This is a genomic window from Streptomyces sp. MST-110588, from assembly GCF_022695595.1.
Lineage (GTDB): Bacteria > Actinomycetota > Actinomycetes > Streptomycetales > Streptomycetaceae > Streptomyces.
The window spans coordinates 6,154,073-6,177,706 of the sequence record NZ_CP074380.1; the positions used below are offsets into that span (position 1 = coordinate 6,154,073).

A 23,634-nucleotide genomic window follows, 5' to 3' on the forward strand; every position below is an offset into this window, starting at 1 on the left:
GGTGGGGGCCGTGAGGGGCTGTCGGGTGCCGGGCGGGGCCGTGAGGGGCTGTACAGGCTCAGGCGGCGGCGGAGAGTTCGCAGGGTTCGTGGAGCGGGGGGAGGCGGAGGTCGGCCAGCATGGCCCGGGCGGCACGGCGGCCCGAGTGCAGGGCGCCCTGAACCGTACTGGTGTCCCGGTGGTCGCCGCACACATACAGGCCGGACAGCAGGCGCACCGGCCGCCGCGGGTCGTGCGGGGCCGGCATGGCGGGCACGGCGTACGGGTCGTGGTGGGCCGTCAGGAGTTCCCAGTCGTCGGTCGGCGTGCCGTGGATACGGCCGAGCGCGGGCCGTACGGCCGCGTCCAGGGCGTCGGCGGGGAGGGAGGCCCTGGAGCCGAGGACGGTGGTGGTGATCAGCGTGCGGCCGGGCGGGGTGCGGGAGGGGTCGGTCGCCTCCGCGACGTAGGTGTACGCGACCGGGCTCCGTGCGGAGAGGAACAGCGTGGGCTCGCGCGCCGGGGGATTGTCAGTGGTGTGGTGGAGGATGGTCACCGGGTGGAAATCGGGGACCCGCAGACCCGGAAGAAGCTCTGCCGCGTCGCGCGCACCGGTGGCCACCAGCGTCGCGCGGCAGGACAGCCGTCCGTGGTCCGCGGTGTGGACGCTGGTGGTGGAGACGGTCAGCGCGCGGACGGAGGTACGGACCGTGCCGGGGGGAAGGGAGGCGGCGAGGAGGTCGGGGAGGGTGCCGGAGCCCCCGGCGGGCAGACACAGCCGGCCGGTGGCGAAGGAGTGCAGGGCCTGGGCGGCGCTCAGGCTGGAGCCGTGGAGCCCGGGGTCGCACAGCAGCGCCTTCAGGAGGGGGCGGAGGAAGCCGTCGGTGAGGTACGGGCGGTAGGCGGGGCGGGCTGCCAGGGCCTCGTCCACGGGGCGGTCCACGGGACGGTCCGTGCCGCGGTCGGTGCGACGGTCCGGCCGGCGGTCGGTGTGGCGGTCCGGCCTGCGGTCCGCCCAGCGGTCGGCGCGCGAAAGGGCGCGCGCCGCGGAGAGTGCGCCCCTTGTGCTCCGGGGCGCACTGATGCGCAGTGTCCGCCGGCCGTTGTGGACGCACAGACCGGCGGAGAACGGGCGCAGTACGAGCCCGTTCAGGCCGGGCGTACGCCGGAGTTCGGGGAAGGAGGTGATCAGGAGCTGGCCGGTACGGTCCAGCCGGAAGCCGTCGAGCTGATCGGTGGTGGCCCGGCCGCCGACGCGCGGCGTGGCCTCCAGCACGGTGACGGTGGCTCCCGCGCTGGTCAGGTGGTGGGCGGCGGAGAGCCCGGCGAGGCCGGCTCCCACGATGACGACGTCCACGGTCGATGCGGTGCGCGACACGTGCCCTCCCGGGGTCGGTCCCGGTGCCGGTGGCACCGGGCGAGTGCCCATGACCGGCGCGCGGGATGCCGAGTTCGTGTCAGGGGACCGTAGAGACGGCGCACGGCCCGACGCAGTCGCGCGTGGACCGCGCACGGAGGCACGCTGAGGCACGGCCTTCCGTCGGGTCGCCGGGCGCGGGGTCCCGCACAGGTACGGGCTCGGCGAAGCGCGCGGCGGCGGATTCCGTTACGCGGTGGGAGGGTTGCGCGGCGGGATGGCTCGGCGGGGCGGTGCGGTGGGGTGGGGCAGACCCGGCGGGATGGCCCGGTCTGCCCCCGTCCGGCCGGAAGACCGGCCCCGGCTAGAGCGCCGGCCCCAACTAGAGCGTCGGCCCCGGCTGGAGCTCCGGTTCCGGCTCCGGTTCGTCCTGGGCCGTCAGGCCGGCCACCCACATCGGCATCAGCCAGTGCGCGACGAACACCGCGAACAGGACGGGGATGAGGAGGGTCCCGGTCAGTGCGTGACCGGTCAGGCCGTACCCGGTGACGCCGACGAGAACGGCCGCCAGCAGATACGTGGTCAGGCGCTGCGCCCGTGCGCCTACCCGGTCCCGCTCCGCCAGTTGGCGTTCGTCCAGGACACGTGTCCGCAGTTCCAGGAGGCCACGGGTGGCGCTGTTGATCAGGCCGGTGGCCACACACCAGAACGGGGTCAGGACGAGCGGGACCAGGACGAGCCAGTGATGGTCGGTCAGGAACATGCCGATGTACCCGGCCGCCGACGCTGCCGTGAGCACCATATGCGCCGCGACGATCACGCGTCGGCGGGTCGCCGTCGCATGGAGCGCGGCTGCTTGCAGCGCAGCTCCTTCACGGTTGTTCATGAGGGCGAACATGCGCTCGTCGTAGCGCGTGGGCCGGTTCCGCCGGGTCGTGTCTGTAGTGCTCACTGCTTCCTCCCGTAAACCTCGTCCGTGAGCGGGCGGAACGGCCGGAGGGAGAAGAGTGCCTCCACCGGCAGTCCGAAGAACTCGGCGATGCGCAGGGCGAGATCGAGGCTCGGGTTGTACTGCCCGCGCTCGATGTACCCGATGGTCTGGTAGTGGGCGCCGACCGCTTCGGCCAGTGCCTGCCGCGACACCTTGCGTTCCGCGCGCACCATCGCCAGCCTGTTGTGCACCTGCTCACTCATGTATAAGAAGTACTACATCTGGAGACAGGACTACAACGGGAGCGGTGAGTTCCGGATGTTCCTTGACGGAACAAGGGCCCCACCGAAAGCCGGAAGTGATGGGCAGACATCGACGATCACCCCTGGGACACTGGTCGCCCATGGATGAGGTCGAAGTCGTCGTCGCCCACTCCGAGCGCGCGACCCTGCGCGTCGGCGACGTGTTCCTGAAGGTGGACGCCGATCAGGGGCGCATCGACGTCGAGGTCGAGGCGATGGCCCTGGCGCCGGTCCCGACCCCGGAGGTCCTGTGGCGCCAGCCGCCCGTGCTGGCGATCGCCGCGGTCCCGGGGACGGCGCTCGGCCGCCTCGGTGAGCCCTCGACCGCGTCCCCGGCGGCGTGGGCCGCGGTGGGGGCCGCCATCGGCAAGCTGCACCGCGCGCCATTGCCGTCCTGGCCCGGCCGGGGCGGCCGGGGCCTTGAGGAGTGGGCGGCGGAACTCGACGGCGAGTGCGAGTGGCTCGTGACGAACGGCGTCCTGCCCGCCGGCCTGGTCGCCCGCAACCGCGAGGTCGCCGAGGCCGCGCTGCGGCCGTGGACTCCGGTGTTCACCCACGGCGATCTGCAGATCGCTCACGTGTTCATCGACGGCGACGAGGTCACCGGCATCATCGACTGGTCCGAGGCGGGCCAGGGCGATGCCCTGTTCGACCTCGCCATCCTGACGCTCGGACACGAGGAGCGCCTCGGCGACGTCGTCGCCGGCTACGGCACGGACGCCGACCTCGACGTGATCCGCGCGTGGTGGTCGCTGCGAAGCCTGCTGGGGGTTCGCTGGCTGGTCGAGCACGGCTTCGACCCGTTCGCGCCGGGCTGTGAGGTCGACGTACTGAGATCCCGGATGTGAGGCTGCGCGGGCCCGACCGCTATGAGTGCGCTTATGAGTGCGTCTATGAGTGCGGTCTGGCGCACCGGGCCGGCCCGACAGCGTACGGCCGAAGCAGCACAGCTCCAGGACGGAAAAGGCAGGCGGAAAAGGTGACCTGTCCGTCCTGGCCGCCGATGCCGACGACGGTGGTACGGCCGCCGCGCCGGGTGGCGGACCAGGCCGGCCGTACGGATCGTCGCGGCACGGCCCACGCACGCGATCGTGGCATCCGCGCCGTAAGTCCCGGAGCCCGGAGCCCCGGAGCCCCGGAGTCCCGGAGTCCCGGAAGCCTCTGAGGTCAGGAGTCGTCAGCCGCGCAGTGCGGCTCGGATGCAGTCGTCGATGCGGGGGAAGGCGAAGGTGAAGCCGGTGTCCATCAGGCGTTGGGGGATGACGCGCTGGCTGGCCAGGACGTTGTCGGCGAACTCGCCGAGGGCGATGCGCAGGGCCGGGGCGGGCACCGGGAAGGGAGTGGGGCGGTGCAGGACGCGTCCCATGGCCGCCGTCGCCGCGCGGTTGGTGACGGGCTCGGGCGCGGTGAGGTTGACGGGGCCGGTGAGGTCCTCGGTGTCGATGAGGTGCCGGAGGGCAGCGACCTCGTCGTGCAGGGAGATGAAGCTCCAGTACTGCCGTCCGCTGCCGAGCCGGCCGCCAAGGCCCAGCTTGAAGAACGGGAAGAGCCGGCCCCACGCGCCGCCCGTGCGCCCGACGACCAGTCCGGTGCGGGCGAAGACCGTCCGTACGCCGGCTTCGACGGCCAGCTGGGCGGCCTCCTCCCAGTCGGCGCAGACCCGGGCCAGGAAGTCGTCTCCGGGCGGCGCCGACTCGTCCACCCGCTGGTCGCCCGTATCGCCGTAGAAGCCGATCGCGCTGCCGCAGACGAAGACCTCGGGCGGGGTGTCCATGGCGGCGACGGCCTCGGCGATCGCGGCGGTGCCCAGCACGCGGCTGTCCCGGATCTCCCGTTTGTACGCGTCGCTCCAGCGGTGGTCGCCGACGCCCGCGCCCGCGAGGTGGACCACCGCGTCACACCCGGCGAGCCCGGCCGCGTCCACTTTCTGACGCAGCGGGTCCCACTCCACCTCGTCGGTGTGCCGGGGCAGATGCCGTACGAGACGGACGACTCCGTGGCCGTCAGCGCGCAGGGACCGTACGAGGGCTGTGCCGATGAGACCGGTCGAACCGGTGATCGCGATCCGCATAGGAGTCATACTGCCCCCGGTTCCCCTCCCATGACACAGTGGCACGCATGTCCGAAGCGTTCGTACGTACTGCCGTCCCGGCCGACGAGATCCTGCTGGGCGACCTCGACCGCCGTACGTGGTCGCCGCTGCACGCGGTCCAGCCCCGGCCGGAGCCGCCGTACGAACCGTTCTTCGACGACCGGCATCTGCCGCAGGACTTCCTGGTGGCGGAGCTCGCGGGCCGGGTCGCCGGCTATCTGCGGCTGGTGCCGCCGACATCGCTGCTCTGCCACGCCCACGTACGGCAGATCCAGGGGCTGGCGGTGGACACCTGGGCGAGGGGGCGCGGGGTGGCGCGCGCCCTCTTGGAAGCAGCGTGTGAAAGGGCGCGCGCGGAAGGCGCGCGCCGTGTCACGCTGCGCGTGCTCGGACACAATGCGCCGGCGCGCACGCTCTACGCGTCGGCGGGTTTCGTGGTGGAGGGCGTACTGCCGGGAGAATTCTTGCTGGACGGTACGTATGTTGACGATGTGCTGATGGGGAAGACCGTCGGGGGCGGTCCGCAGGGCGCGGAGCGCTCGGGCAGCGCGGAGCGCGCGGGCAGCGTGGAGCGCGCGGGTGGGCCGGGCGGCGTGGGCGGTTTGTTGCACCGAGGGGACTGACGCGGGCGCCGCTGTGCGGCGAGCGGCGGGCCGGACGCGCGCCGACGCGCCGGCGCGCCGGCCGGGCGGCTCTTACGGGCGGAAGCGGTCCCAGAGGCGAGGGAACCGTTCCGCCAGCGCCCCGTCGTCGTCGAAGTCGATGTACGTGCCGAGCGGCTCGCGCGGCTGCGGCGGCAGTCCCAGGTCCGGCATCTCGCTCCCGGTCAACTGCTCGTACGCCTCGTCCGCCGCGTACCCCAGTTCCTCGGCGTCGCCGTCCACTTCCTCGTCGAAGTCCTCCAGCAACTCGGCGAGGTCGTCCGGGTCGTGCAGCGCGCCCTCGAAGACCTCCCGGCCCTGGCCGATCAGCCAGCAGCGGAAGTAGTCGAAGGCGTCGTCGCTCGCGCCGCCCAGCAGGATTCCGGCCGCGGCCCACAGATCCCAGTGGTACGCCCGGTTGTAGCGCGACTCGAAGTGGCGGGCGAAGTCCACGACGGAGTCCGGGTCGCGCGCCAGCAGCCGCTCGACCAGCACTTCGGCCTGCTCCTCGGGGTCGCCCTCGGCGGTCTCGCGGGAACCGTCGATCAACTCCCAGAACTCCGTCTCGTCCATCACGGGACCAGCATCGGGCCTGGCGCCCGGCCCCGCACGCGGAGTGCCCCAGATGCGACGGTGTCGTTACCCGTCACAGGCCCCGGTCATGGGCACAGGGAATGCCACGCCTCACCCCGGCCCCCGGACTTGTCGTAAAAGCCGACAAAGGTTGTCGGGTTTGGCTGTCAGGGTCGGAACAGCCGGAGCGGCCGACAGGGCCGCCTGAGCAGACGGAACCGGCAGAGCAGACAGAACAGATAACTCCGACAGGGCTGACGGGAGCAGGACGCAATGGTGACGGGCGAGGACAAGGGCCAGGGCACAGGTACGGGTCAGGGCACGGATACGGATACGGATACGGGTACGGCGGGCCGGAGCGGAGCGGGCGGTGGCGGCGCGCTCAGCGGAAAGGTGGCGCTGGTCGCGGGCGCGACCCGGGGCGCCGGCCGGGCGATGGCGGTGGAGCTGGGCCGGGCCGGTGCCGTGGTCTACGTGACGGGGCGTACGACCCGGGAGCGGATCAGCGAGGTCGGCCGCGCGACCGAGACGATCGAGGAGAGCGCGGACCTGGTGACCGCGGCGGGCGGCACCGGGATCGCCGTACCGACCGATCACCTGCAACCGGACCAGGTCCGGGACCTTGTCGAGCGGATCGACCGCGACCACGGGCGGCTGGACATCCTCGTCAACGACATATGGGGCGGCGACCTCCACGTCCAGTGGGGGAGGAAGATGTGGGAGCACGACTTGGAGAAGGGCCTGCGGATATTGCGCCTGGGGGTCGAGACCCACATCGTGACCAGCCGGTACGCGCTGCCGCTGCTGATCCGCCGGCCCGGCGGCCTGGTCGTGGAGGTCACCGACGGGACCGCCGGGTACAACCGCCGCTACCGCGAGCCCTTCTACTACGACCTGGCCAAGAGCGCCCCGATCCGGATGGCGCGCGGGCTGGCGGAGGAGCTGAAGGAGTACGGCTGTACGGCCCTGTGCCTGACACCGGGCTGGCTGCGCTCCGAGGCCATGCTCGACACCTACTTCAAGGTCACCGAGGAGAACTGGCGCGCGGGCTGCGAGCACGACCCGCACTTCGCGATCTCGGAGACCCCGACGTTCGTCGGGCGGGCGCTGGCGGCACTGGCCGCCGACCCGGACGTGGCGCGCTTCAACGGTGAGTCGCTCTCCAGCGGCGGACTGGCGAAGGAGTACGGCTTCACCGACGTGGACGGCTCGGCGCCGGACGCCTGGCGCTACCTCACCGAGGTCGGTCAGGAGAGCGGGACGGCCGACGTCACGGGCTACCGCTGACCCGGCGGCGATACCGGCGCTACCAGCGCGACACCGGCGGTACCAGCGCGACACCGGCGGTACCAGCGCGATACCGGCAAGATCAGCGGTAGCAGCGGTAGCAGCGGGACCGAAGGCCTGGGGCCGGGAGGGATCAGCGATGCCCCAGCACGTTGATCACCCGGCCGCCGGGGTCACGGACGAAGAAACGGCGCACCCCCCACTCCTCGTCCTGCAAGGGATGCACGATCTCCGCACCGCTCTCGCGTACCGCCGCGTACGCCGCGTCCACGTCGTCGACCTCCACGCTCATGTCGGGCGCGACCGGTGCCGTCTTGTCGTCGGCCATGACGCTGATCTGGGCCGCCGGGTGGGACGGCGAGGCGAGCGTCATGATCCAGCCGTGGTTCATCACCTCTTCCAGCCCCAGCAGGCCGTAGAACTCCCGGCTCTCCTCGGCCGCCTGTGTGTGGAGGTTGGGCACGATGCGGCGTACGGCCATCGACGGCTCCTCGGCTCGGTGCGGGTGACCCCCGTAGAGGGACACTGTACGAGCCGCGGCGGTGGCCATCCGGGCACGCAGGGAGGCGGGGCGGAGCACCTCCCCTTCCGGGCCGAGGGCCAGGAGCTGGCTGTAGGCGACGTCGAGGGTTTCGACGGGGAGGGTGACGGTGGTCCGGCCCTGCTCGTCGGGGCCGTCGGCGCGGGCCAGCGCTTCTTGTGCCGCGGCGCGGTCCGTGACGTACGGCAGGATGCGGGCGCCGTACGCCGTCAGCCGCAGGACGACCTCGTCGCGCAGGATGGAGCGGGCGAACTGGGCGGCCCGCTGCTCCCAGAAGGCGGGCAGGTCGAAGTCCTCGTCACGGGTGAAGCGCGTCCCGGCAACGGTCACGGCACAAAAGCGGTCGACCCGGTAGACGCGGTAGTCGCGGTGCTTTTGAGGGTCTTCGCGGTGCTCCTGGGGGCCTTGGTGCCCAGGGCGCTCCCGGGGATCGTCGCCGGCCGTACGGGCCGCCAGGTACCAGACACCCGCCTTCAGAACCAGTCCGTACGGCTCCAGTTCGCGTTCGACCTCGGTGTCCTTGCGGCGGTAGCGGGCGGTGATCCGCCGGTCGTCCCACACCGCGTCGGCGACGGCGGGCAGCGCGCCGGGCGTCCGGGGCTCCTGGTACCAGCCGGGCGCGTCGAGGTGGAAGCGCTGGGCCGCGCCGGTGGCCGCGTCCCGCAGCTCCGGCAGGAGGGCGGCGGACACCTTCAGACGGGCCGCGGACGCCGCGTCGGCCAACCCCATCTGGCGCAGTGCGACGGGCACCCCGGACAGGAAGAGCGCCTCCGCCTCGGTACGGCCCAGGCCGGTCAGGCGAGTGCGGTAGCCGCCGACGAGGCGGTAGCCGCCGGTGCGTCCGCGGTCGGCGTAGACGGGGACCCCGGCCTCGGAGAGGGACAGTACGTCCCGGCCGACCGTCCGCTCGGAGACCTCCAGCTCCCGCGCCAGTTCGGCGGCGGTCATCGACTGCCGGTTCTGGAGCAGGAGCAGGAGCTTGATCAGCCGGGCGGCACGCATGAGCGCATCATGCCGCCTCCCCGCCACGGCTCGCACGTACGGGCGAAGGCGGTACGGGCGAAGGCGGCGCGGGCAAAGACACCGGGCAGGTAGAAGCGCCAGGCAGGTAGGGAAACGCCGGCCCCCAGGAGACCGGACCCCCAGGTGAGGAGGACCCGGCGTGAGAGCCCGTGCGGGACCACGGGGCGCGTGACGTGGCCCCGCACGGGAGTTGAGGGAAGGGCGGGTGCCCTCCGCAGGCCGTGGCCCGGCCCTACAGCCCGTACCGTTCCTTGGCCTCCTTGACCGTCTCCTGCTTGACCTCGCCCCGCCGGGCGAGGGCGGCCAGCGCCTGGACGACGATCGACTGCGGGTCCACGCCGAAGTGGCGGCGGGCCGCCTCGCGGGTGTCGGAGAGCCCGAAGCCGTCGGTGCCGATGGAGACCCAGTCCTGCTCGACCCAGGGGGCGATCTGGTCGGGCACCGCGCGCATCCAGTCGCTCACCGCGACGACCGGTCCGGGGGCGCCGGCCAGTGCGCGGGTGACGTAAGGAACGCGGTCCTCGCCGTCCAGACGCGCGGCGTCGCACTCCAGGGCGTCGCGCCGCAGCTCCGTCCAGGACGGCGCCGACCAGACGTCCGCCGCCACGCCCCAGTCGCGGGCCAGGAGCTCCTGGGCCTCCAGGATCCAGTGGATGGCGGTGCCGGAGGCCAGCAGTTGCAGGCGCGGTGCGTCGGCCGCCGCGGACGCGGCCTCCTTGAAGCGGTACAGACCGCGCAGGATGCCCTCCTCGACGCCCTCGGGCATCGGCGGCTGCACTTTGGTCTCGTTGTAGACCGTCAGGTAGTAGAAGACGTCCTCGCCGGCGGGGGAGGTGGCCGTCGGGCCGTACATCCGGCGCAGACCTTCCTTGACGATCACTGCGACCTCGTACGCGAAGGCCGGGTCGTAGGAGATCGCCGCCGGGTTGGTGGAGGCGATCAGGTGCGAGTGGCCGTCCGCGTGCTGGAGGCCCTCGCCGGTCATCGTCGTACGGCCCGCGGTGGCGCCGATGACGAAGCCGCGGCCCAACTGGTCGGCCAGCGCCCAGAACTGGTCGGCGGTGCGCTGCCAGCCGAACATCGAGTAGAAGATGTAGAAGGGGATCATCGGCTCGCCGTGGGTGGCGTACGACGTCGCCGCGGCGGTGAAGTCGGCCAGCGAACCGGCTTCCGTGATGCCCTCGTTGAGGATCTGACCGTCCTTGGCCTCCTTGTAGTACAGGAGCTGGTCGCGGTCGACGGGGTCGTAGGTCTGGCCGACGGGGGAGTAGAGGCCGGCGGAGGGGAAGAGCGACTCCATGCCGAAGGTACGGGCCTCGTCGGGGACGACCGGGACCCAGCGCCGGCCGGTCTCCTTGTCCCGCATCAGGTCCTTGACCAGCCGTACGAAGGCCATGGTGGTGGCGATCTCCTGGGTGCCCGAGCCCTTCTTCAGGGCGTCGAACGCCTTGTCGGCGGGCATCGGCAGCGGCTTGGGGAAGACCTTGCGGGCCGGGGCCGGGCCGCCGAGGGCGGCACGCCGCTCGCGCAGGTAGCGGACCTCGGGGGAGTTCTCGCCGGGGTGCCAGTAGGGGACCGGGCCGTCGGCCAGCGCGCTGTCGGGAATGGGCAGGTCCAGCAGGTCGCGCATGGCGCGGAACTCCTGCCCGGTCAGCTTCTTCATCTGGTGGTTGGCGTTGCGCGACTCGAAGCCGGCGCCCAGGGTGTAGCCCTTGACGGTCTGTACGAGGACGACGGTCGGCGCGCCCTTGTGCTCGACGGCCGCCTGGTACGCGGCGTACACCTTGCGCGGCTCGTGCCCGGCCCGGGAGGCCCGGAAGAGCTCCAGCAGCTTGGCGTCGCTCAGCCCCTGCGACATCCGGGTCAGGGCGGGGTCGGCGCCGAAGAAGTGGTCGCGCAGGTAGGCGGCGTCACGGGTGGCGTACGTCTGGAACTGGGCGTCGGGCGTCGCGCGCAGCCGGCGTACCAGCGCGCCGTCGGTGTCCTGGGCGAACAGCTCGTCCCACGCCTGTCCCCACAGCGACTTGACGACGTTCCAGCCCGCCGCGCGGAACTGGGCCTCCAGCTCCTGCACGATCTTGAAGTTGGGGCGTACGGGGCCGTCGAGGCGCTGGAGGTTGCAGTTGATGACGAAGGTGAGGTTGTCCAGCCCCTCGCGGCCGGCCAGCGCCAGTGCGGCGGTCGACTCGGGCTCGTCCATCTCGCCGTCGCCCAGGAACGCCCAGACGCGGGAGCCGGAGGTGTCCTTGATGCCGCGGTGTTCCAGGTAGCGGTTGAAACGCGCCTGGTAGATCGCGGAGAGCGGGCCCAGTCCCATGGAGACGGTGGGGAACTCCCACATCCAGGGGAGCCGCCGCGGGTGCGGGTAGGAGGGCAGTCCGGCGCCGGGGCCGCCGCCCGCCTCCTGGCGGAAGCGGTCGAGCTGGTCCTGGGTCAGCCGGCCTTCGAGGAAGGCGCGGGCGTAGATGCCGGGGGAGGCGTGGCCCTGGATGTAGAGCTGGTCGCCGCTGTCCGCGCCGGTCGCGAGCCCGTCCTTGCCGCGGAAGAAGTGCTGGAAGCCGGTCTCGTAGAGCCAGGCCGCCGAGGCGAAGGTGGCGATGTGGCCGCCCAGGCCCAGCTTGGAGCCACGGGTCACCATCGCGGCGGCGTTCCAGCGGTTCCAGGCGGTGATCCGGGCCTCCAGCGCCGCATCGCCCGGGTACTCGGGCTCGGCGGAGGTCGGGATGGTGTTGACGTAGTCGGTCTCCAGCGGCGCGAGCCCGGGCTCCTGGATGTGCTCCTGTACGTGTTCCAGGGCGCGGCGCATCAGGTAGGCGGTGCGCCGGGGTCCGGCCGCCTCGGTGACGGCGTCCAGGGACGCCCGCCACTCGGCCGTCTCCTCGGGGTCCCGGTCCGGGAGCTGGTCGAGCTGGCTGTGCGCCATGCGTACGGGATCGGGCATGGGTGGCCCCTTTCCGGACGTAGGAGGGGAGGGTGCGAGGGGTGCTTGGCAGGCAGGGTCGCGCCCCGCGGCCGACGATACGCCTCTGATCGATGATCGATCAATGCGCATTCAAAGAAAATCCCAAGGTCGGCACGGGGTGTCAGCCTTGCAGGCACGGGGTGCCAGGGTGGTTGCGGCGCGGAATCGCAGGTACCGCCCGTACGGACCGTCCCGGCCCGGCTTTTACACCGCCCGGCTTCTACACCCGCGGCGCGCAGCTCAGCACATGGGACTTGAGCACCTCGCCGATCCGGGGATCACGGCGCCGGAAGGCGTCGACGAGTTCCTGGTGGTCCTTGGCGTGGGAGCGCGGCTCGGGGCTGAACCAGCGGATGGACAGGGTCGTCCAGACCTCGATGCCCAGCGACTCCCAGGTGTGCAGCAGCACCGCGTTGCCGGCGGCCCGCACGATCTCCCGGTGGAAGGCCACGGTGTGCCGCACCTGCGCCTCGCCGTCACCCCTGCGGTCCGCCTCGCACAGGGCGGCCACCTCGCGCTCCAGCGCTTCGGTGTCCCGCGCCAGCCGGGCGGCGGCCAGCTCGGCGGCCACCTGCTCCAGCCCGGCGCGTACGGGATAGCTCTGCTTGAGGTCCTCGGCGGTCAGGTTCCGTACCCGGACGCCTTTGTTCGGGGCCGACTCGATCAGCCGCAGCGACTCCAGCTCGCGCAGCGCCTCCCGTACGGGCGTCTGGCTGACCTCCAGCTCGACCGCGATCCGCCGCTCCACGATGCGCTCGCCCGGCTGCCACCGGCCGCTGACGATCCCCTCCAGGATGTGCTCGCGGATCTGCTCGCGCAGCGAATGGACGACGGGCGGGGTCATGACGTGCTCCTTCAGAGCGAGCGGGGGAGGGCGCAAGGGGCGTCGGGCGGGGCCATCAGGGACGGTCATTATGCGGGGTATGCAAAGGGGTCGGCCCCGGCTCGTACGAACCGGGGCCGACCCTTTCACGCCGTGCTGCCGACGGCCCGCAGACCCGGCCTCACGGACCGGAGCCCACAGACCTCACAGACCGGAGCTTCACAGACCGGAGCTCACAGACCGAAGCTCACAGACCCAGCTCGGTCTCGAACTCGCCGGCCTCCAGGATCTGCTTGACCGTGGTCAGGTAACGGGCCGCGTCGGCGCCGTCCACCAGACGGTGGTCGTAGGACAGGGCCACGTAGGTCATGTCCCGGACGGCGATGGTCTCGCCCAGCTCCGGGTGGTTGATGACCACCGGGCGCTTGACGGTCGCGCCGATGCCCAGGATGCCGACCTGGTTCGGGGGCACGATGACCGTGTCGAACAGCGCACCGCGCGAGCCGGTGTTGCTGATCGTGAAGGTCGCGCCGGACATGTCGTCCGGGCTGATCTTGTTGGTGCGGACCTTGCCGGCCAGCTCCGCGGTCTTCCGGGCGATGCCGGCGATGTTCAGGTCGCCCGCACCCTTGATGACCGGGGTCATCAGGCCCTTCTCCGCGTCCACCGCGATACCGATGTTCTCGGTGTCGAAGTAGGTGATCGTGCCCTCGTCCTCGTTGATCCGGGCGTTGACGACCGGGTGGGCCTTCAGCGCCTGGACGGCGGCCTTGACGAAGAACGGCATCGGCGAGAGCTTGACGCCCTCACGCTGCGCGAAGGCGTCCTTGGCCTTGGCACGCATCCGCATGATCTTGGTGACGTCCACCTCGACCACGGTGGTGAGCTGCGCCTGGCCGTGCAGCGCCTTCATCATGTTGTCGCCGATGACCTTGCGCATCCGCGGCATCTTGACGGTCTGACCGCGCAGCGGGGACGCCTCGATGGCCGGGGTCTTCGGGCCCGAGGCGGCCGGGGCAGCGGCGGCGGCCGGAGCGGCCTGCTGCTTGGCGGCCTCGGCGGCGGCGACGACGTCCTGCTTGCGGATGCGGCCACCGACGCCGGTGCCCTTGACCGTGGCCAGGTTGACGCCGTTCTCCTGGGCGAGCTTGCGCACCAGCGGGGTGACGTACGCGGCGTCCGCCTCACCCGCGGCCGGAGCCGGGGTGACGGGGGCGGCGGCCGGAGCCGGCGCCGGGGCCGGAGCGGCGGGGGCCGGCTCCGGAGCGGGGGTGGTGACGGTCTGGGGGGCGGGAGCCGTGGGGGCCTGCGGAGCCGGGGTCGGCGCCGGGGCCGCGGGGGCCTCCTGCTTCGGAGCCTCCTGCTTCGGGGCCTCCTGGACCGGGGCGGCCGGCGCGGGGGCGGCGGTCGCGGCGGCCTGCTGGTCGGCGGAGCCGATCACGGCCAGCTTGGCGCCGACCTCGGCGGTCTCGTCCTCGCCGACCACGATCTCCAGCAGCACGCCGGAGGCGGGCGCCGGGATCTCGGTGTCGACCTTGTCGGTGGAGACCTCCAGCAGCGGCTCGTCGGTCTCGACCGACTCGCCGACCTGCTTGAGCCAGCGGGTGACGGTGCCCTCGGTGACGCTCTCGCCGAGCGCCGGGAGGACCACGTCAGTTCCCTGGGCGGCGCCTGCCGGGGCGGCGGGGGCCTCCTGCGCCGGTGCGGGGGCCGGGGCCTCCTGCGCCGGGGCCGGGGCCGGCTCGGGCTGGGCGGCGGGGGCCTCGGCGGCGGCCGGGGCCGCCTCCTGGGCCGGGGCGCCGGAGCCGTCGTCGATGAGGGCCAGCTCGGCGCCGACCTCAACGGTCTCGTCCTCGGCCACCTTGATGGAGGCCAGGATGCCGGAGGCCGGGGCCGGGATCTCGGTGTCGACCTTGTCGGTCGACACTTCGAGCAGCGGCTCGTCGGCCTCTACACGCTCACCCTCGGCCTTCAGCCAGCGGGTGACGGTGCCCTCGGTGACGCTCTCGCCGAGCGCCGGAAGGGTTACGGAAACCGCCATGGTTTCTCTTGCTCCTTACGAATGGTGCGGGGTTGTGGTCGCGCCCGGACTGGGGTCAGTCGTGGGAGTGGAGGGGCTTGCCGGCCAGGGCCAGGTGGGCCTCGCCGAGCGCCTCGTTCTGCGTCGGGTGCGCGTGGATGAGCTGCGCGACCTCGGCCGGCAGGGCCTCCCAGTTGTAGACGAGCTGGGCCTCACCGACCTGCTCGCCCATGCGGTCACCGACCATGTGGACGCCGACCACGGCACCGTCCTTGACCTGGACGAGCTTGATCTCGCCCGTGGTCTTCAGGATCTTGCTCTTGCCGTTGCCCGCGAGGTTGTACTTCAGGGTGACGACCTTGTCGGCGCCGTACAGCTCCTTGGCCTTGGCCTCGGTGATGCCGACGGAGGCGACCTCCGGGTGGCAGTACGTCACGCGCGGCACGCCGTCGTAGTCGATCGGCACGGTCTTCAGACCGGCCAGCCGCTCCGCCACCAGGATGCCCTCGGCGAAGCCGACGTGCGCGAGCTGGAGGGTCGGGACGAGGTCACCGACGGCCGAGATCGTCGGCACGTTGGTGCGCATGTACTCGTCGACCAGGACGTAGCCGCGGTCCATGGCGACCCCGGCCTCCTCGTACCCCAGGCCCTGGGAGACCGGGCCGCGGCCGATGGCGACCAGCAGCACCTCGGCCTCGAAGGTCTTGCCGTCGGCCAGGGTGACCTTGACACCGGTCTCGGTGTACTCGGCGCTCTGGAAGAAGGTGCCCAGGTTGAACTTGATGCCGCGCTTGCGGAAGGCCCGCTCCAGCAGCTTGGAGCTGTTCTCGTCCTCGACCGGGACGAGGTGCTTGAGGCCCTCGACGATGGTCACGTCGGTGCCGAAGGACTTCCACGCCGAGGCGAACTCGACGCCGATCACGCCGCCGCCCAGGACGATCGCGGACTTCGGTACCCGGTTCAGCTTCAGCGCGTGGTCGGAGGAGATGATCCGGTCGCCGTCGATGTTCAGGCCCGGCAGCGACTTCGGTACGGAACCGGTCGCCAGCAGGACGTGCCGGCCCTCGACACGGCGCCCGCCCACGTCCACGGAGGTCGGGGAGGACAGCCGGCCCTCGCCCTCGATGTAGGTCACCTTGCGGGAGGCGACCAGGCCCTGGAGACCCTTGTACAGGCCCGAGATGACCTCGTCCTTGTACTTGTGGACGGCCTCGATGTCGATGCCCTCGAAGGTGGCCTTGACACCGAACTGGGCCGCCTCGCGGGCCTGGTCGGCGATCTCACCGGCGTGCAGCAGAGCCTTGGTGGGGATGCAGCCGTTGTGCAGGCAGGTGCCGCCGACCTTGCCCTTCTCGATCAGGGCGACGTCCAGGCCCAACTGGGCCCCGCGCAGGGCAGCGGCGTAACCGCCGCTACCGCCTCCGAGAATCACTAGGTCGAAAACGGTGCTGGCGTCGTTCGCCACGTCACGTCCTCCATGCATGGGTACGCCGGAGCCGGTCCACGATGACCGGGCGGCGGCTGTTGATCGGCCGCTTGGTTACTTCGGCCCTGGGTAAAGGGGGGCCCTGTCTGCCAAGAACCCATCTTCGCACTTGTTGAACACGGGCGGGACGGCGGGCCGGGGTGCGGGACCGCCGAACGGCAGCTCCGCGGGGTTACTCGTGCGTACAGGCGTACGGATTTCGTTGAGGGCGAACGCGGGCGTACGGCCCCGGGACGGGTACCCGGAGCCGTACGGACAAAAAGGCCGTAAGGGGCCCGGGCCGGTCGGGGTCCGGCGGGGACGTCGTCCGTCCCGCCCCACCGCCGGCCCCGCCCCCGCGTCAGCCCAGGTCGCCGGCGGCGGTGCGCTCGGCCAGCCGCACCAGCGTGCGCACCGAGGAGCCGGTGCCGCCCTTGGGGGTGTAGCCCCAGGGCGCGCCCTCGTGGAAGGCCGGGCCCGCGATGTCCAGGTGGGCCCAGGTGATGCCCTCGCCGACGAACTCCTTCAGGAAGAGACCGGCGACCAGGCCGCCGCCCATCCGCTCGCCCATGTTGGCGATGTCGGCGACCGGGGAGTCCATGCCCTTGCGCAGCTCGGCGGGCATCGGCATCGGCCAGGACTGCTCGCCGACCTCCTCGGCGATCTCGTGGATCGAGGTGCGGAAGGCGTCGTCGTTGGCCATGATCCCGAAGGTGCGGTTGCCCAGCGCCAGCACCATCGCGCCGGTGAGCGTGGCGACGTCCACGATCGCGTCCGGGTCCTCCTCCGAGGCGCGGGTCAGCGCGTCGGCCAGCACCAGCCGGCCCTCGGCGTCGGTGTTGAGCACCTCGACGGTCTTGCCGCTGTACATGGTCAGCACATCGCCCGGACGGGTGGCCGAGCCGGACGGCATGTTCTCCGCCAGCGCCAGCCAGCCGGTGACGTTGACCTCCAGGCCCAGCCTGGCCGCGGCGACGACGGCGGCGAACACGGCGGCGGCGCCGCTCATGTCGCACTTCATCGTCTCGTTGTGACCGGCCGGCTTCAGGGAGATGCCGCCCGAGTCGTAGGTGATGCCCTTGCCGACCAGCGCCAGGGTCTTGGTCGCCTTGGCGTGGGTGTGGGCGATCTTCACCAGGCGCGGCGGGTTCTCCGAGCCCTGGCCGACACCCATCAGACCGCCGTAGCCACCCTTCTTGAGCGCCTTCTCGTCCAGCACCTCGACCGTGAGGCCGAACTCCTTGGCCGCGGCCTGCGCCTGGGCGGCGAAGGTCTTGGGGTTCAGGTCGTTGGAGGGGGTGTTGATCAGGTCGCGGGCGCGGTTGATCTCGGCGGCCAGTACGGTGGCGCGCTCGGCGGCGGCCTTGTACGCCTTGTCGCGCGGCTTGCCGCCCAGGACGGCGATCTCGGCGAGCGGCGCGGACCTGTCGTTCTTCTTGGTCTCACCCTTGGCGGCCTTGGGCTCGCTGCGGTAGGCGGTGAAGGCGTACGCGCCCAGCAGCGCGCCCTCGCAGACCGCGGCGGCGGCCTCGGCGTCGGGCACCGGAAGCGCGAAGGCGGCCTTCTTCGTGCCGGCCAGCGCACGGGCGGCGGTGCCCGCGGCGCGGCGCAGCGCCTCGGCGTCGTAGTCGTCGTCCTTGGGGGCGTCGCCCAGGCCCACCGCCAGCACGACCGGCGCCTTGAGGCCGGCGGCGGCCGGGAGCTTGGTCACCTCGCCCTCGGCACCACTCGCGCCGAGGGTCTCCAGCACGGCGGCGAGCCTGCCGTCGAATGCCTTGTCCACGGCCTCGGCGCCCGGGGCCACGACCGGGCCCTTGGTGCCCTTGGCCACGCCGACGACGATGGCGTCCGCACGCGACGTCGCGGCGGAGGATGTGCTGAGGGTCAGTGCAGTCACGGTGATGAAAGTCCTGTTCCGTCAAGAGGTCCATTTGCGCCCGGGGCGCTGCTGCGGCCGAGCCTACGCTCGGGTCCGCCGCGTGGCGTGGCCGGACGCGTCGGCGGACAAGCACGCACAAGCCGTCGCTGTGGTCACTGTGGCCTCAGCCGCGATGCATTGCGAGGGAGATATCAGACGGTTAACCCCGTTTGCGGCATTACCGACCGGACAGTCAAAGCCGTTTTGTCATCAACTGCTGTGCTGCGAATGAGACGTGTGCCACAGTCGTGCCGTCTGTGCGAGGGAACGTTCAGTTCCTTCGCATGATGTGCACGGACCTGCCTGGCGTCACTCTGGAGGCAGGGCGTCTTCCGGGGGGAAGGGACTGCGCCGATGGGCCGTAATGTCAGAGTGTCCGCACTGCTGGCCGGGTGGGCCGCGGGTGTGCTGCTGGCGGTGGGACTGCCCGCCACGGGGGCCGTGGCGGCGCCGGAGCCCCGGACCGACCTGAGGGTGCTGGTCGTGGCCGACGGCGGCGAGAGCACCGATGCCCTGCGTGGCGAACTGCGCGCCCAAGGGGTGCCGTACACCGTCGTGGACCTGACGAGTCCGAGCCGTCCGGTGATTGACGAGGCGTACCTGAGCGACACCGTGGACGGCCGCCCACGGGCCAAGTTCCAGGGTGTGGTGCTGCCGGACGACAACCCGTTCGGCTCGCCCGCCTCCTCCGAGCTAGCGGCGCTGGCGGCGTACGAGAAGAAATTCGGGATCCCGCAGGTGGACGCGTACACCTACGCCCGCCCCGCGGTCGGACTGCGCACCCCGGACGACGGCGGATTCTCCGGCGTCCTGGACGGCTTCGCCACCCACACCACCACCGCGGGCAAGGCCGCCCCCTTCGGCTACCTCGACGGCCCGGTGCCCTTCGCGGACGAGGACGAACAGGTCTCCGAGAGCTACGGCCACATCGCCCAGCCGCTGGCCGTCCAGCCCGAGGGCGCGAAGTTCACCACCTACCTGGACGCGGCGGTCCCCGGCTCCACCGCGCGGGGCTCACTGATCGGCGAGTACGCCCACGACGGGCGCCGCGAGCTGGTCGTCACCTTCTCGATGAACCGCTACCAGCAGCAGTTCCGGCTGCTGGCCCGCGGCGTCGTCGACTGGCTGACCCAGGGCGTCCACCTCGGGCAGAGCCGCAACTACTTCTCCGTCCACGTCGATGACGTCTTCGCGCCCGACGGCCGCTGGGACACCGCGCGCAACTGCACCCCCGGTGACGACTGCCCGTCCGGCACCCCGGAGAACGAACAGATCCGGATGACCGCCGCCGACGCCGAGTACGCCGCCCGGTGGCAGCGCACCAGCGGCTTGACGCTCGACATGGTCTACAACGCCGGCTCCGGCGAGGAGTGGCGGTCCGAACACGGCGGCAGCGACCCGTTCGCCGACCGGCTGCTCGCCGACAAGGCCGCCTACCGCTGGGTCAACCACACCTACACCCACGCCTTCCTGGGCTGTGTGCAGGACACCTCCGTCACCCCCTGGCGCTGCGCCACCGACCTGCTGGGACGTACCCGCTGGGTCGGTCGGGCGGAGATCGACGCGGAGATCAGGCGAAACCACGAGTGGGGCGTGGCCAAGGGCCTGGACGTGGACGCCGCCGAGCTGGTCACCGGCGAGCACTCCGGGCTCAGGACCCTGCCGCAGCAGCCCGAGGACAACCCAAACCTCGCGCCCGCGCTGGCCGCGAACGGGGTGAGGTGGACCGCCAGCGACAACTCCCGGGAGTCCGCGCAGCGTCCGGTCGGCTCCGCGCTGACCGTGCCGCGCTACCCGATGAACGTCTACTACAACGTGGGGAAGGCCGCCGAGGAGGTCGACGAGTACAACTGGATCTACACCAGCAAGGCGGACGGCGGCAGCGGGATCTGTGAGACCGACCCCAACTCCACCTGCCTGCCCGGTCCGCTGGACCCGGCCACCGGCTACGCCTCCTACATCGCCCCCAAGGAGGCGCATGCCGCCCTCGCGCATGTGATGAGCAACGATCCGCGCCCGCATTACATGCATCAGTCCAACCTCGCAGAAGACCGCATCGCCTACCCGGTTCTGGACAAAGTTCTGGCCGACTATCGGGGGCTGTTCGCCGAGGACACCCCGGTGGTCAACGCGCGGCAGCGGGCGATCGGCCGTGAGTTGCAGCAGCGTGCGGCGTGGCAGCGGGCGCTGGACGCCGGTTCCGTGACGGCATACAGAATTGGCGACACCGTCACCATCACGTCGCCGGAAGGCGTCGACGCGGCGGCTACGATGCCGGTGGGAACCAAACGACAACTCTCCGAGGGGACCGCGGATTTCGGCAGCAGGTATGCCGGCCGGGTCTCGGAGTGGGCAGCAGCGCAGGCACCCGGAGCAGCGATCACCCTCAAGCTCCCGGCGACCGCCTGACGGGCCCCGTCGAGCGCCCGGCACCGCCCGGCCGCCCGTCGGCACACGGAACGCACCACCGCGTCCGGACACCGCACCGCCCCGCGCGGAGGCTCCCGTGCGTCCGCGCGCACCCCACGTCCCCGAGACCAGCCACCTCCACGTCCCGCATCGCACCGCTCAAGCACTCGTGTTCCGGGGGGAACCGCCATGAACGCCACGCTGTACGAGGTAGGCCGCCGAAGTCCCGACCAGGACGGCCCGCAGCCCGGCGGGCACGTCACCATGCTCACCGAGGGCACCTACCCGCACGTCACCGGCGGCGTCTCCACCTGGTGCGATCAGCTCGTCCGGGGCATGCCCGAAGTCACCTTCCACGTCATCGCGCTGACCGGCAGCGGCCGGGAGCCGGTGACCTGGGAACTCCCGGAGAACGTCCGCCGGCACTCCTCCGTGCCGATGTGGGGGCCGCCGCCGGGCCGGCGCGGAGCCAGGCCCCTGTGGGGCCGGGAGCGCCGGCGCTTCATCGACATCTACGAGCGCTTCCTGCTCTCCCTCCTGGACCCGCAGTCCTGCACCGATTTCGGCGCCGAGCTCTACCATCTGGCCGAACTGGCGCGCGAGGGACGCCTGAGCGCCGCGCTGCGTACGGAAGCCGCACTGCGCTCCCTGATGTGGATCTGGACCCTGCCGCACACCGCCACCCGCGCGGCGGAGCCCACCGTCCACGACGCGCTGACCGCCACCGACCTGCTCGAACACGCCCTGCGCCCGCTGGCCGTACGGATTCCCGCCGACAGCGTGGCGCACTCCGTCAGCAACGGCCTGGCCACCCTCCCGGCGCTGGTGGCCAAAAAGTTCGACCAGGTGCCCTTCCTGCTGACCGAGCACGGCATCTACCTGCGCGAGCGCTACCTCGGCTACCGCTCCGGGGCCCAGCGCTGGCCCGTCAAGGCCCTGATGCTCGGCTTCTACCGCCAGTTGACCATCGAGAGCTACCGCGCCGCCGATCTGATCACCCCCTGCAACCAGTACAACCGGCGCTGGGAGGAGCGCGGCGGCACCCCTTCCGAGAAGATCCGTACGGTCTACAACGGCGTCGACCCGCACGCCTTCCCGCACGCCGGGGCCGAGCCCGACACCCCCACGCTGAGCTGGGCCGGCCGTATCGACCCCATCAAGGACCTGGAAACCCTCATCCGCGCCTACGCCCTGATGCGCAAGGAGGTCCCCGAGCTGCGGCTGCGGCTGTACGGGGGAGTGCCCAACGGCTGCGAGGAGTACCACGGGCGCTGCGAGAAACTCGCCGCCTCACTCGGCGTGAGCGACGGGGTGAGCTGGGAGGGCCGGGTCTGCGACGTCGCCGCCGCCTACGCGTCGGGCAGCATCGTGATGCTCTCCAGCATCAGCGAGGGCTTTCCCTTCAGCCTCATAGAGGCCATGTCCTGCGGGCGCTCCACCGTCTCCACGGACGTCGGCGGGGTGCGCGAGGCGGTCGGGGACGCCGGGCGGGTGGTGCCGCCGCGCGAGCCGGAGGCGATGGCCAAGGCCACCTTGGAACTGCTGCACGGAGGCTGGGAGATGCGCGCGGAGCTGGGCAGCCGGGCCCGGCAGCGGGTGATCGACCAGTTCACCCTGCGCCGCTCCGTGGACGGGTTCCGTACGATCTACCGCGAACTGGCCGCCGGCGCTCCGGCCCGCCTCGCCGAGGAGCGCAAGCAGCGCGAGGAGAGGGACTGGACGCTCCAACTGCGCAGCCCCTGGTCCGCCCTCGCGGCGGACGGACCGGCCCTCGCGGCGGACGGATCCGCTGGATGAGCGGCCCGCTGTGGCTGGTGCCGCCGGACCGGGAGGGCTCCGGCCGCCCCGACACCCTCCCGCACGTCCCGCGGCCCAGGCGGCCCGGGTGGGCCGCCCCCGACCCCGTCGACGAGCTGGCCGAGCGGATGGCCGCCCTGATCGCCGCCGCCGTCCACCCCGACGAGATCGCCGCCATCATCGAGTCCGACGGCATGAGCGACGATCAGATCCGGCTGACGTACGGGCGGGAGAACTCCTTCGCGCTGGCCGAGGAGCTCTTCGAGCGGATTCCGCGCAGCTACCCCGAGCCCGGCGGTGAGGGCCCGGACCCCTGGCGGGTCAGCCTGCTGGGGTGTCTGCTGCGCGCCCTGGTCTTCGCCATGCCGGGCCTGGCCTACGTCGTGGGCGCCCACCTGCTGACCGGGCCGCCGGACTCCCTCGGCCTGCCCGCAGGAACGCTTCCTGTGCTGGCGGGCGCGCTCACCGGCTGGATGTGGAACCAGGCGCTCGCCCACCGCGCGTACTCCTGGCTGGGGCTGGGCGACCGGTACGCCGCCGCCCGCGCCCTGGCGCTCGGCGCGCCCGCCGGGGCGCTGGCCGGCACGGCGGTCGCCTGGGCGGCCTCCGGCGTCGACGAGGACGCCGCCGGCGCGGTCCTCTTCGCCGTCGGCCAGGCGCTCTACCTCGCCGCCGCCACCACCCTCCTGGTCTTCGGCCACGAGAGGGCCCTGCTGTGCGCGCTGCTGCCGCTGGCCCTGGGCGCCGTGGCGGTGGCGGCCCTCCACCCGCCGGACGCCGTACGGACCGCGCTGCTCCTGCTGTCCCTGGCCGCCGCCACCGGGCTGGCCGCCCGCGCCGTACGGGGCCATCTGCGCGAGGCACGCCACAAGGGCGCCGGACCGCGGGCGGCGGCCTCCTTGCCGTACGGGCTCTTCGGCCTGGCCACCGGCGTCCTGGTGCTGCACACCGCGCTCGGCGACGTACTGCGCTACGGCACCGGGGCCACGGTCGCGGCGCCCTCGGCGGTCGCGCTGACGCTCAGCATGGGGCCGGCGGAGTGGCTGCTGTACCGGTACCGCAGCAACGCCGTGGCCGGGCTGCGCGCCAGTACCACCCCCGCCGCCTTCTGGCGCGCCACCTCCGGCGCCCTGGCCCGCTGCCTGCTCGGCTACCTGGCGGTCCTGGCCGCGCTCGACGCCGCGGGAACGTTTCTGTGGCCGGACGGCCCGCCGCTGGACGCGGCCCGGCTGGGCGGTCTGCTGCTTTTGGGCACGGTCCTGTGGACCGCGCTGCTCCTCCAGGCGTTCGGCGCGGTCGCGGTTTCCGCCGTGGTGTGCGGCGCCGCCGCCGTGACCCAGACCGTGGTCCTGCTGACCGGCCCGCTCTCACCCGTCCTCACCCAGCTCATCGTCTGCGGCGGCGCCGCCCTGGTGCTGTCCGCCCTCGGCTCCGCCCTCCTGGGCCGGGCCACCGCCCACCGCTGACGCCCGCCCGCGGGCCGCGCCGCAGCAGCACGGTCCGCGGGCGGCCCG

Annotated in this window: 16 protein-coding genes and 3 pseudogenes; 6 read left to right on the plus strand and 13 right to left on the minus strand. The window is 72.1% G+C overall.

Annotated elements, in window-relative coordinates; genetic code table 11:
• Positions 1-58: 58 nt before the first annotated feature.
• The 3 genes from KGS77_RS27015 to KGS77_RS27025 form a co-directional block, all read right to left on the minus strand.
• A complete protein-coding gene (locus tag KGS77_RS27015) occupies positions 59-1,357 on the minus strand; it encodes an NAD(P)/FAD-dependent oxidoreductase (RefSeq protein ID WP_242585781.1) in 1,299 nt (432 codons plus the stop codon).
• A 361-nt stretch (positions 1,358-1,718) separates the two neighbouring features.
• The gene (locus KGS77_RS27020) at positions 1,719-2,288 is read right to left on the minus strand and encodes a hypothetical protein (protein ID WP_242585782.1); all 570 of its coding nucleotides are present in this window, start codon (positions 2,286-2,288) and stop codon (positions 1,719-1,721) included.
• A complete protein-coding gene (locus KGS77_RS27025; protein WP_242585783.1) occupies positions 2,285-2,530 on the minus strand; it encodes a helix-turn-helix transcriptional regulator in 246 nt (81 codons plus the stop codon). Before KGS77_RS27025 ends, KGS77_RS27020 begins: the two co-directional genes overlap by 4 nt.
• A gap of 140 nt (positions 2,531-2,670) precedes the next feature.
• Between KGS77_RS27025 and KGS77_RS27030 the strand changes: the two genes are divergently transcribed.
• Entirely contained in the window at positions 2,671-3,417 is a 747-nt protein-coding gene (locus KGS77_RS27030; protein WP_242585784.1) for an aminoglycoside phosphotransferase family protein, read from the plus strand.
• Positions 3,418-3,489: 72 nt separating this feature from the next.
• Here the strand turns inward: KGS77_RS27030 and KGS77_RS27035 are convergent.
• Together KGS77_RS27035 and KGS77_RS27040 are read right to left on the minus strand one after the other, a co-directional pair.
• Positions 3,490-3,674: pseudogene (locus KGS77_RS27035) on the minus strand (alcohol dehydrogenase); the annotation flags it as partial.
• A gap of 72 nt (positions 3,675-3,746) precedes the next feature.
• Positions 3,747-4,649 (minus strand): TIGR01777 family oxidoreductase, encoded by a 903-nt coding sequence (locus KGS77_RS27040; RefSeq protein WP_242585785.1) that lies wholly within the window; start codon positions 4,647-4,649, stop codon positions 3,747-3,749.
• Positions 4,650-4,687: 38 nt separating this feature from the next.
• Between KGS77_RS27040 and KGS77_RS27045 the strand changes: the two are divergent.
• Positions 4,688-5,173, plus strand: a pseudogene (locus KGS77_RS27045) (GNAT family N-acetyltransferase); the annotation flags it as partial.
• Positions 5,174-5,356: 183 nt separating this feature from the next.
• On the opposite strand, the gene KGS77_RS27050 reads toward KGS77_RS27045, so the two are convergent.
• Entirely contained in the window at positions 5,357-5,875 is a 519-nt protein-coding gene (locus KGS77_RS27050) for a DUF4240 domain-containing protein (protein WP_242587706.1), read from the minus strand.
• A 273-nt stretch (positions 5,876-6,148) separates the two neighbouring features.
• Here KGS77_RS27050 and KGS77_RS27055 point away from each other — a divergent pair, with 273 nt between their 5' ends.
• Positions 6,149-7,162 carry an SDR family oxidoreductase gene (locus KGS77_RS27055; RefSeq protein ID WP_242585786.1) on the plus strand — a complete coding sequence of 338 codons (1,014 nt, stop codon included), beginning with the start codon at positions 6,149-6,151 and terminating at the stop codon, positions 7,160-7,162.
• Between the two features lie 133 nt (positions 7,163-7,295).
• Here KGS77_RS27055 and KGS77_RS35085 read toward each other — a convergent pair whose 3' ends face one another.
• The 7 genes and pseudogenes from KGS77_RS35085 to KGS77_RS27090 all read right to left on the minus strand — a co-directional run bounded on the left by KGS77_RS35085 (position 7,296) and on the right by KGS77_RS27090 (position 17,893).
• Positions 7,296-7,712: a VOC family protein gene (locus tag KGS77_RS35085; RefSeq protein ID WP_347404593.1), complete on the minus strand. Its 417-nt coding sequence runs from the start codon at positions 7,710-7,712 to the stop codon at positions 7,296-7,298.
• Positions 7,692-8,705 (minus strand): annotated as a pseudogene (locus KGS77_RS27065) (WYL domain-containing protein); the annotation flags it as partial. The gene KGS77_RS35085 and the pseudogene KGS77_RS27065, both read right to left, overlap by 21 nt.
• Positions 8,706-8,958: 253 nt before the next feature.
• A complete protein-coding gene (aceE, locus tag KGS77_RS27070) occupies positions 8,959-11,667 on the minus strand; it encodes a pyruvate dehydrogenase (acetyl-transferring), homodimeric type (protein WP_242585787.1) in 2,709 nt (902 codons plus the stop codon).
• Positions 11,668-11,908: 241 nt separating this feature from the next.
• Complete coding sequence (locus KGS77_RS27075) at positions 11,909-12,532, minus strand: GntR family transcriptional regulator (protein ID WP_242585788.1); 624 nt, start codon at positions 12,530-12,532, stop codon at positions 11,909-11,911.
• A gap of 226 nt (positions 12,533-12,758) precedes the next feature.
• Positions 12,759-14,552 carry a 2-oxoglutarate dehydrogenase, E2 component, dihydrolipoamide succinyltransferase gene (gene sucB / locus KGS77_RS27080; protein ID WP_242585789.1) on the minus strand — a complete coding sequence of 598 codons (1,794 nt, stop codon included), beginning with the start codon at positions 14,550-14,552 and terminating at the stop codon, positions 12,759-12,761.
• A gap of 55 nt (positions 14,553-14,607) precedes the next feature.
• Positions 14,608-15,996 carry a dihydrolipoyl dehydrogenase gene (gene lpdA, locus KGS77_RS27085; protein WP_242585790.1) on the minus strand — a complete coding sequence of 463 codons (1,389 nt, stop codon included), beginning with the start codon at positions 15,994-15,996 and terminating at the stop codon, positions 14,608-14,610.
• A 361-nt stretch (positions 15,997-16,357) separates the two neighbouring features.
• On the minus strand, positions 16,358-17,893 hold the full coding sequence (locus KGS77_RS27090; protein ID WP_242585791.1) for a leucyl aminopeptidase: 1,536 nt from the start codon (positions 17,891-17,893) through the stop codon (positions 16,358-16,360).
• 375 nt (positions 17,894-18,268) lie between these two features.
• Here KGS77_RS27090 and KGS77_RS27095 point away from each other — a divergent pair, with 375 nt between their 5' ends.
• From KGS77_RS27095 to KGS77_RS27105, 3 genes are all read left to right on the plus strand, one after another.
• Positions 18,269-20,323, plus strand: coding sequence for a hypothetical protein (locus tag KGS77_RS27095; RefSeq protein WP_242585792.1), 2,055 nt, complete (start codon positions 18,269-18,271; stop codon positions 20,321-20,323).
• A gap of 264 nt (positions 20,324-20,587) precedes the next feature.
• On the plus strand, positions 20,588-22,120 hold the full coding sequence (gene pelF, locus KGS77_RS27100; protein ID WP_242587708.1) for a GT4 family glycosyltransferase PelF: 1,533 nt from the start codon (positions 20,588-20,590) through the stop codon (positions 22,118-22,120).
• Positions 22,117-23,586 (plus strand): hypothetical protein, encoded by a 1,470-nt coding sequence (locus KGS77_RS27105; protein ID WP_242585793.1) that lies wholly within the window; start codon positions 22,117-22,119, stop codon positions 23,584-23,586. Before pelF ends, KGS77_RS27105 begins: the two co-directional genes overlap by 4 nt.
• The last annotated feature ends 48 nt before the right edge of the window (positions 23,587-23,634 follow it).

Bases quoted from the DNA above. Each gene is read 5' to 3' on its own strand.
- KGS77_RS27040 (WP_242585785.1), bottom strand. From the start codon at position 4,649: ATGACTCCTATGCGGATCGCGATCACCGGTTCGACCGGTCTCATCGGC.
- KGS77_RS27050 (WP_242587706.1), bottom strand. From the start codon at position 5,875: ATGGACGAGACGGAGTTCTGGGAGTTGATCGACGGTTCCCGCGAGACC.
- KGS77_RS27030 (WP_242585784.1), top strand. From the start codon at position 2,671: ATGGATGAGGTCGAAGTCGTCGTCGCCCACTCCGAGCGCGCGACCCTG.
- pelF (WP_242587708.1), top strand. From the start codon at position 20,588: ATGCTCACCGAGGGCACCTACCCGCACGTCACCGGCGGCGTCTCCACC.
- KGS77_RS27055 (WP_242585786.1), top strand. From the start codon at position 6,149: ATGGTGACGGGCGAGGACAAGGGCCAGGGCACAGGTACGGGTCAGGGC.
- KGS77_RS27025 (WP_242585783.1), bottom strand. From the start codon at position 2,530: ATGAGTGAGCAGGTGCACAACAGGCTGGCGATGGTGCGCGCGGAACGC.
- sucB (WP_242585789.1), bottom strand. From the start codon at position 14,552: ATGGCGGTTTCCGTAACCCTTCCGGCGCTCGGCGAGAGCGTCACCGAG.
- KGS77_RS27105 (WP_242585793.1), top strand. From the start codon at position 22,117: ATGAGCGGCCCGCTGTGGCTGGTGCCGCCGGACCGGGAGGGCTCCGGC.
- KGS77_RS35085 (WP_347404593.1), bottom strand. From the start codon at position 7,712: ATGGCCACCGCCGCGGCTCGTACAGTGTCCCTCTACGGGGGTCACCCG.
- KGS77_RS27075 (WP_242585788.1), bottom strand. From the start codon at position 12,532: ATGACCCCGCCCGTCGTCCATTCGCTGCGCGAGCAGATCCGCGAGCAC.
- KGS77_RS27095 (WP_242585792.1), top strand. From the start codon at position 18,269: ATGGGCCGTAATGTCAGAGTGTCCGCACTGCTGGCCGGGTGGGCCGCG.
- aceE (WP_242585787.1), bottom strand. From the start codon at position 11,667: ATGCCCGATCCCGTACGCATGGCGCACAGCCAGCTCGACCAGCTCCCG.